Genomic DNA, 8,263 nt, shown 5'->3' with positions numbered 1-8,263 from the left:
GGCAATAACTCCCCTGTAGCATCCAAATCCTGCATATAAGTCCGTAGTTCAAGCACATACATGCGTCCATTTCCATCGAACCGGATCGCAGCAGGTTCCCGAATTTGTGGTTCGGAGAGTACAGGGTCTATCTTGTATCCCGGTTTGAGCACAAATGTCTTCTGTTGCTCATTTGCTGAAACAGGAACAATGGGAGCCTTAGGACTTAAATCGATGCTTTTCCATATTTTTGAATCTACATCTGCTCCCTCCGGAATGATGATCGATGGAAAAGGTTCCTCGAGACGCTTAGGATCCATTGATTCTGCGGGCGAAATATCAAAGGGAGAACGTTCTGATGTTTGACATGCCGATAAAACACAGATTAGAAAACTAAATTTTAAGACTACTTTTTTTATGAGGCTCATGTATGCGAAACAGATACTTTTTAGTATTAATCTTATAGTGAAGTACTGAATGAAATGGCAATAAACACTTCAGACTTAAAATGGCTTAAGTATGGTGCGTGCTTAGGCCAAACCACCTGATTTTTTCAAAGCAAGGACTGGCGTATCTCAATTGATAAAAATATTTTGTTTTTCTGGAATTTTATAATTTTTTTTAAAAAGTATTTTGAATTATTTTAAAATTTTAAACAACTACCTTCCGCTCATGTCTACCAAAATATATGTATTCCTTATCATTTTGCTTTATTTTCCTTTCTTGATAGGATGCGATTCACAATCGGATACTGAACAAGCAAAACCAGTTATTATGGCATATTATGTGCCAGAAAGAGATTTTCAGCCAGAGCTAATTCCTGTTGAAAAACTCACCCATATTATTTTTTCATTTACCCATGTCATTGATGGTGAGATGAAATTTGGAAATCCTGATGTGTCAGGTCCGAAGTTGGAGGCATTGGTCAGACAGAAGTCAAGAAACCCCAATTTGAAAGTAATGATTGCCTGTGGCGGTTGGGGTGCTGATGGTTTTTCGGACATGGCCCTCTCTGCAGATAGTCGTGCAAAATTTATTCAGAGTGCTAAAGAATTCATTGAGGAATATCAATTGGATGGCATGGATATGGACTGGGAATACCCGGGAATTTCAGGAGCAGGTACCATGGCCAGACCGGAGGATACAGAGAATTTCACTGCTTTGATGAAAGGACTTAGAGAGATGTTGGATGCTTTCGATAGTCCTAAGGTACTTAGTTTTGCCTCGGCAGGTTGGAAAAGGTATTATGATTTTATCGAAGTGGACGAAGTCATGAAATATGCAGATTATATGAATGTGATGACCTATGACCAGGTTTCCGGGGAATCCATTTACACCGGACACCATACCCCTTTAGGTCATGTAAAAAATAAGGACATTGAAGGGACTCCTTTCCAAGCCCATCTGGATAGTCTCTATGCAGCCAATGCTGCCCAGGACAATGATCCAGAATCCGCAGAAAAAATCGTAGACTTTCTATTGTACCAAGGCGTAAATCCAGCCCAAATTGTTATAGGAGCGGCATTTTATGGGAGGGTTTGGAAAGGTGTTCCACCTGCCAACCAAGGCTTGTATCAGCGGAGCGGGGATATCCACATAGGTTGGTTGGCCTACAATCAGATCCGAAATCAATACGAAACTGATATCAATTTTGTCAGGTATTGGGATGAAAAGGCCAAAGCACCATTCATGTATCATGCGGCAGATAGCTTATTGGTTTCCTATGATGATACCGTTTCAGTGGCATTGAAGACCCGCTATGCCATAGAAAAGCAATTGGGTGGAATTATGTTTTGGGAATTAGGTAATGATACCAAGGAGACAGGGGGTCTTTTGGATGCTATTTACAAAGAAGCCCAGAAATAGGATTTGCTTAAAAACAGCTACTACTTTGTATATCAAATCTTAAATGATGAAAGTTATCAATTGATTAGTAAGGTTTTTAAACAAGAAATCAAAATTTTCGCTTTCCCAATTCGGATTTACTCTGTCCAAACTTTCCCTACGTCTCCATAATCAATACAGCCTTTGAAGGGACCTGGAATAGGATCGTATGCCAATACGTCTTTTCCAATCTGCTCAGAATGAAAATAACCCAATAAAGTCAATTCCTTCATCATGCGATAAAAGGGAAATGCATTGCCATCGGCAAAATTATAGGCCCAAAGTGCTCCAGGAAGAGGTCCCGATTTTTCTTCAAAATCCCTGATGACCTCGTCTTTTTGGTCATCTCCAAGTTTGACAAAGGCTTTCCCCTGCATGGATTTGGCTGTCGTATTGAAGTCATCCAGTCCTGCTGCAAAGCCTTTTTGTATTTTTTCCGGAAAAGCGGAGACCAAAATTTTATCGATAAACTCGTCAGTACCCACATCCAGTGCTCCCGGCGTTTCCGTACGCGGAAGAATTCTGTCCACCAAGGCAGATAGTATGCTTGCCTGTTCCTGACTTAATAATTGAGGCGTCCAGGATAGTTTGTCTCCTGCACCGCAGGATTGCATAAGGGCAGTCACCGTTGAACCGGTAATCGCATATCCCAATATCATGGCGCTGCTTTTTAAGGCGTCTCTTCTGTTCATTGTTCTAAGATTTAAAGATTTCCACGGTTCATTTCATTCATCGCATGATCCACTGCCCTTGCAGTCAAAGCCATGTAAGTAATGGATGGGTTTTGGGTACCTGATGAGGTCATGCAGGCTCCATCGGTTACAAATACATTCTTCACGGAATGAACCTGATTGTAAGCATTTAGGACAGCTGTCTTGGGGTCGTGTCCCATTCTGGCAGTACCCATTTCATGTACACCGATACCCAGTGCACCTCCTCCATCAAAAGTTTGTACATTTTTCAGACCGGCAGCCTCCAACATTTCTGCAGCATCAGACATGATGTAAGGGCGCATCAAAAGTTCATTTTCTTTGTATCCCGCATCAAAAACCATCTTAGGAATGCCCCATTCATCTTTTTCTGATTCATGTAGGTACATCCTGTTTTCATGGTAAGGCAACACTTCTCCAAAACCACCTATTCTGAAAGACCAATCTCCAGCTTGCATCAGCCCATCTTTGAAATCCGCACCAAAGTCCTTACTTCCAGCTCCTCTACCCCAATTGGCGCGTGAGGCACTACCTTGATAACCGTATCCTCTAAGAAAGGCATCGGTCTTGGTCTGCTCATTGATATTTCGGAATCTTGGGATATAAATACCATTTGGCCTTCGCCCTTTATAATATTTATCCTCCATGCCCTCAAAAGTCCCCGTAGCTCCCAGACGGTAATGATGGTCCATGATGTTATGGCCCAACTCACCTGAGTCATTTCCTAAACCATTTGGAAACCTGTCCGAAGTAGAATTGAGCATGATGGCAGCAGTGGCAGGGGCAGAAGCATTCAGAAAAATTATCCTGGCATAAAACTCCATCATTTCTTTGCTTTCCCGGTCCACTACCCTGACACCAGTAGCTTTTCCGCTTTGATTATCGTAAATGACCGAATGAACCACGGAATTGGGTCTTAAAGTAAGATTCCCAGTCTTGGCGGCATCTGGTAAAGTAACGGAAACAGAGCTGAAATAGGCGCCATAAGGGCAGCCCCTATGGCATCGGTTTCTTGATTGACAGGCACCTCTTCCATTGTGTTCCACAGTTAGATTGGCTACCCTGCCAATGGTCATGTAGCGAAAGGGAAATTTGGATTCAATTTCTTTTTTCACATGCTTTTCCAAACAGTTCATTTCCATGGGAGGCAAAAATTGCCCATCAGGCAAATGAGGAAGCCCCATTTTTTCTCCTGAAACCCCCACATACCGCTCTGCATAATCGTACCAAGGAGCTATATCTTTATAGCGAATAGGCCAATCAATCCCAAAGCCTTCCTTGGCATTGGCTTCAAAATCCAGATCAGACCAACGATAACATTGCCTTCCCCATAAGAGTGACCTTCCTCCAGTCACATCTGCACGGATCCAGTCAAACTGCTGCGTTTCAATATAGGGATCTGCTTTATCATTGTGGTAAAAATGCTTGTTGTCCTCATTAACAAAACCGGACCTGGCTTGCACGTAATAATCTTCCCTTTCGGTGTGGGTCAATTTTCCACGGTTTTCAAAATCCCAAGGATCCATGTTCATGGTAGGATAATCCTGAATGTGGGTGACCAATCTGCCGCGCTCAAGCACCAGCGTTTTAAGTCCTTTTTGGCAAAGTTCCTTTGCGGCAAAACCACCGGAAATGCCTGAACCGACCACTATGGCATCATAGGTGTTTTCTGCCACTGCTTTGATATTGAGGTTACTCATTGATATTGGGTTAGAATAGGTTAATTGATTTTTGAACCTATAATGTAGCAAAAAACCTTTTCCAAAAAAAGGGGAAAAGGATGGAGGGATGAAAGTAAAAGAATTGCCAAAAATAGGACGTATTTATTCCCTAGCCGCTCCTCCATCAATGACAAGGCAAGTACCATTTACAAAGCGCGCTTCATCGGATGCAAGGTACAGGTAACCATAGGCAATGTCCAGCGGCTCACCCCAAAATCCAATTGGAATCAATGGTAGCATCTGCTGTTTGACTTGATCAGGAATGGCGTTAGTCATCTCCGTTTCAATAAAACCAGGAGCGACACTATTACAGGTAATCCCATATTTACCCAATTCCATGGCCCAAACTTTTGTCATGCCGATCACTGCTGATTTGGTGGCAACATAATTGGTTTGTCCAAAATTTCCCCTCAAACCTACATTGGAAGCCGCAGTGACGATTCTGCCATACCGATTTTCTTTCATTACTTCCGCAACAGCTTGGGTGCAGTTGAACACCCCTGTCTGATTGACGTCTATGACTGCATTCCAATCCTCTAATGACATTTTGGCTAAAGTTTTGTCACGGGTTATGCCAGCATTATTGATAAGAATATCTATTCTGCCAAATTTTTCTTTAATATCCTTTACAGCTTGAAAGACTGCTTCGCGGTCTGCAATGGAGAGTTTTCTGAATTCCACCTGATGACCTTTTTCTGTTAGCTCGTCTGCCAATTCTCTGCCTTTTTCAGACATATCCCAAAGGCTGATTTTGGCTTCTTGCTTGGCAAAAAGGCGGACGGTTGCTTCTCCTATTCCGTTGGCTCCACCCGTGATGATGGCGATTTTGTTTTGTAGACGCATAAAGGATTATTTTGGGTTTATTGCTGTTGAGTTATCAATAAGTAACACTTCCTTGCATGTAATTTAATTTGCAAAATGGCACCAAAAACTATGGTCTCCAAGTCACGACTCCTACCATGGAATCGGCAGTACCATAATACAAATACCATTGGTTTTCGAAAAAAACCAATCCTTCCACGAATGTTGTACCATCCACATATTGACCTGATTTTTCAAATTGAAGTTCTGGTTTTAGAAAAGGCTGATCTGTCCGGTCAAGTAATTTCCAGGGTTCCTCTTTGCTGAAAAGGGCCTGTCCTGCGGTATAAAGCCGGTTTCCTAAATCTTTTACTCCGATATGTTGCTGATTCCCTGCATTATATAACACCACTATTCCATCATCTGTCAATAATGGTGGAGGCCCTGCTTCAACCAGCCAAGAGTCAAAATATCCTGGTCGGGGACTCAGTACGGGAGCAAGATTCCCATCGATGGTTTCTATGGGTTTCCAGTGGATGAGATCATCCGAACTGGCCAGCCAGATATGTGGCACGCCAAAATACATCCAATATTTGCCATGTAATCGGGCTGCCACCAACTTCCCCTCTTTAAGTTCAGTCAAAATTGCCCCTGATTTGGTTTCTTGGTTGTGGTATTTCCCTTCTTCAAAACCTTTGAATATGGGGCCATGTTTTTCCCAGTTCTTCAGGTCTCGGGAGGTGGCTACTGCCAACCTTGGATATTCTCTGTTCCATTGGGTGTAGGTCAGTACATATAAGCCATCAGCAGTTTCCACAATCCTTGGATCTTCAGTTCCTCCCGTCCACTCAAACTCTTTTTGGCTGTCTTGATCAGGGAAAAATATGGGTTCGCTCAACCGCTGATAGGTTTTCCCATCTTCCGAAATGGCCAAACCCAAGCGGGAGGTATGCCCTCCGATCTCCTTTTCGCCCAGTTTTTCTTCGGCACGATACAGCACATGGATTTTTTCATCCTTGACAATGGCCGCCGGATTGAAGGTAGCCATCGACTCCCAAAAGACGGTTCTTCCACTCATGGGGTCCTCCCAGGAAGTTTGATCCGTTGGAGAAATGATAGGTTTTGCATCCTTTGGCCTTTCAAAAGGCCCCATCATCCAAGGTTTATGTTGGGCTAAAGATGGCAGACTAAGAATAAAAAGTAGGGCAGTCAGGATTTTATTCATTTGGATTTTCTCTTTTGATTGCTTTTAAGAAAGTATCAAAATCTCACCATAGAGATCATTTCGGCCACACATACGGGCTTGTTACTGGCATCCGATTCCATTTCTGCCTCAATATACAACTTGAGGCTGCCATCCGGGCTTTCTTCTAAATTGGTCAAGCGGGCTTTCAGCCTTACCTGATCACCTGAAAAAACCGGAGCCGGAAAACGTACTTTGTTGACCCCATAATTCAAGGCCATTTGCACCCCTTCCAAGGGCAAAATTTCATATAGGAGCTTTGGGGCCAAAGACAAGGTCAGATACCCATGGGCCAGGTTTTTTCCTCCAGGTATCAGGGCCTTGGCTTTTTCAGTATCTACATGGATCCACTGGAAATCCTCTGTGGTCTCTGCAAATTTTTGGATCACTTCCTGACTAACCTTAGTCCAGGAACTTGTTCCCAAACTCTTCCCCACAAACGCCTTCAAATCCTCCACCGACCTAAATACCACTTTTCCACTTTCACCTTCCACTTTCCGACCACCGCCCTCCGAAATCCCACTTTCTAATTTCTCGTCTCTCGTCTCTCGCCTCTCCTTCACAACCACTACCGCTTTCCCCACCACTTTCCTTTCCATCATGTCCTTAAGGGCCTGAGGCGTTTCTTCCAGACTGTAGGTTTTATAGATGTGCTGCTTGATTTTTCCCGCTTGGATCATGCCCACCAACTCCATCAGGTTTTGTTGACTTTGTTTAGGTTGTTCGGAAGCAAACCTGCCCCAAAACACACCCATCACCGCGCAGCCTTTCAGCAAAGCCAGATTGAAGGGTAACCTAGGGATCTCCCCTCCAGCAAAACCCACCACCAAATAGCGCCCTTTCCAGGCCATACTCCTTAGGCCTGGTTCGGCATATTTATCTCCCACTACATCCAGGATTACATCTACGCCTTTGCCAGCAGTGAGTTCCTTCACTTTCTCTTTGATATCTTCCGTTTCGTAGTTGATCAGGTGTTGAGCGCCTTTTCGTTGGCATATGGCCAACTTTTCTGCAGTGGAGGCCGCCGCGATTACCTTGGCGCCCATAACTTTTCCAAGTTCTACAGCCGCTAACCCCACCCCTCCAGAGGCTCCTAGCACCAAGAGAGTTTCTCCTGTTTTGAGTGCTGCGCGGTCTTTCAGGGCATGATAAGCTGTTCCAAAGGTGTATAAGGTGGAAGCAGCAGTGATGTCATCCATAAATGAGGGAATAGGAAATACCCGATCAGCGGATACTTTCACTTTTTCTGCAAATCCTCCCCAACCACAGAGGGCTAAAACGCGTTGCCCTGACTGAAGATGCTTCACCCCAGACCCTACCGATGTAATCAGCCCGGCCACTTCACCACCGGGGGAGAAAGGGAGTTCGGGCTTAAACTGGTATTTGTTCTGAATGATCAGTACATCAGGAAAATTGACGGCACAGGCCGCCACCTCGATGAGCACCTCTGTTTCCCCAATCTCAGGATCTTTGATTTCTGTATGATTCAGGAGTTCAGGACCTCCGTATTGGGTACAAAGAATGGCTTTCATGGATCAAGGTTTTCAGAAAATTAAAAAATTATTAGGAGTAAACCTGCAATAAGGTCTAGAAATTGCCGGGAGAGCTGAAATATCAAATCGTCTGTAGAAATTAAAGCAACATTGAACTTTGTGAAAAGTTTAAACAATGTTTAAAAAATTTTATTAATTACTAAAATCGTTATATATAATTCTAAAGAATGTATAAAACATGAAATTATCGATTTTTATTGCAAATAAAAATTTTAGTAAAATTTAATGAACTAATGCATTACATTTTACCAGTAGTTTGTCCAGAAGAGTGGTTTCATAAAATTAAATCATCAAGATTATGCCCTTGTTGGAACACGTTCAATAAAAAATTCAGGCCTCAAAAAAATTAATTAAGACAACCTATACCGCTAT

At 43.1% G+C, this 8,263-nt stretch carries 6 protein-coding genes and 1 pseudogene; 1 reads left to right on the top strand and 6 read right to left on the bottom strand.

Going from position 1 to position 8,263, the window contains the following annotated elements; genetic code table 11:
- Positions 1-299, bottom strand: a pseudogene (locus tag QZT73_RS02760) (sorbosone dehydrogenase); the annotation flags it as partial.
- A 454-nt stretch (positions 300-753) separates the two neighbouring features.
- Here QZT73_RS02760 and QZT73_RS02755 point away from each other — a divergent pair.
- A complete protein-coding gene (locus QZT73_RS02755; protein WP_291785034.1) occupies positions 754-1,845 on the top strand; it encodes a glycoside hydrolase family 18 protein in 1,092 nt (363 codons plus the stop codon).
- Positions 1,846-1,961: 116 nt separating this feature from the next.
- Here QZT73_RS02755 and QZT73_RS02750 read toward each other — a convergent pair whose 3' ends face one another.
- The 5 genes from QZT73_RS02750 to QZT73_RS02730 all read right to left on the bottom strand — a co-directional run bounded on the left by QZT73_RS02750 (position 1,962) and on the right by QZT73_RS02730 (position 7,870).
- Positions 1,962-2,555: a gluconate 2-dehydrogenase subunit 3 family protein gene (locus tag QZT73_RS02750; RefSeq protein WP_291785032.1), complete on the bottom strand. Its 594-nt coding sequence runs from the start codon at positions 2,553-2,555 to the stop codon at positions 1,962-1,964.
- 11 nt (positions 2,556-2,566) lie between these two features.
- Positions 2,567-4,273: a GMC family oxidoreductase gene (locus QZT73_RS02745; RefSeq protein WP_291785030.1), complete on the bottom strand. Its 1,707-nt coding sequence runs from the start codon at positions 4,271-4,273 to the stop codon at positions 2,567-2,569.
- A gap of 123 nt (positions 4,274-4,396) precedes the next feature.
- Positions 4,397-5,137: a 3-oxoacyl-ACP reductase FabG gene (fabG, locus tag QZT73_RS02740; protein WP_291786491.1), complete on the bottom strand. Its 741-nt coding sequence runs from the start codon at positions 5,135-5,137 to the stop codon at positions 4,397-4,399.
- Between the two features lie 88 nt (positions 5,138-5,225).
- Positions 5,226-6,320 carry a glycoside hydrolase family 130 protein gene (locus tag QZT73_RS02735; RefSeq protein WP_291785027.1) on the bottom strand — a complete coding sequence of 365 codons (1,095 nt, stop codon included), beginning with the start codon at positions 6,318-6,320 and terminating at the stop codon, positions 5,226-5,228.
- 35 nt (positions 6,321-6,355) lie between these two features.
- Entirely contained in the window at positions 6,356-7,870 is a 1,515-nt protein-coding gene (locus QZT73_RS02730; RefSeq protein WP_291786490.1) for a zinc-binding dehydrogenase, read from the bottom strand.
- Between the last annotated feature and the right edge of the window lie 393 nt (positions 7,871-8,263).

This window comes from Cecembia sp. (genome assembly GCF_007126775.1).
GTDB lineage: Bacteria > Bacteroidota > Bacteroidia > Cytophagales > Cyclobacteriaceae > Cecembia.
Note: the sequence above shows the minus strand (reverse complement) of the source record. Positions and strands in the feature narration are given on the sequence as shown.

Bases quoted from the DNA above. Each gene is read 5' to 3' on its own strand.
- QZT73_RS02755 (WP_291785034.1), top strand. From the start codon at position 754: ATGGCATATTATGTGCCAGAAAGAGATTTTCAGCCAGAGCTAATTCCT.
- fabG (WP_291786491.1), bottom strand. From the start codon at position 5,137: ATGCGTCTACAAAACAAAATCGCCATCATCACGGGTGGAGCCAACGGA.
- QZT73_RS02735 (WP_291785027.1), bottom strand. From the start codon at position 6,320: ATGAATAAAATCCTGACTGCCCTACTTTTTATTCTTAGTCTGCCATCT.
- QZT73_RS02730 (WP_291786490.1), bottom strand. From the start codon at position 7,870: ATGAAAGCCATTCTTTGTACCCAATACGGAGGTCCTGAACTCCTGAAT.
- QZT73_RS02750 (WP_291785032.1), bottom strand. From the start codon at position 2,555: ATGAACAGAAGAGACGCCTTAAAAAGCAGCGCCATGATATTGGGATAT.
- QZT73_RS02745 (WP_291785030.1), bottom strand. From the start codon at position 4,273: ATGAGTAACCTCAATATCAAAGCAGTGGCAGAAAACACCTATGATGCC.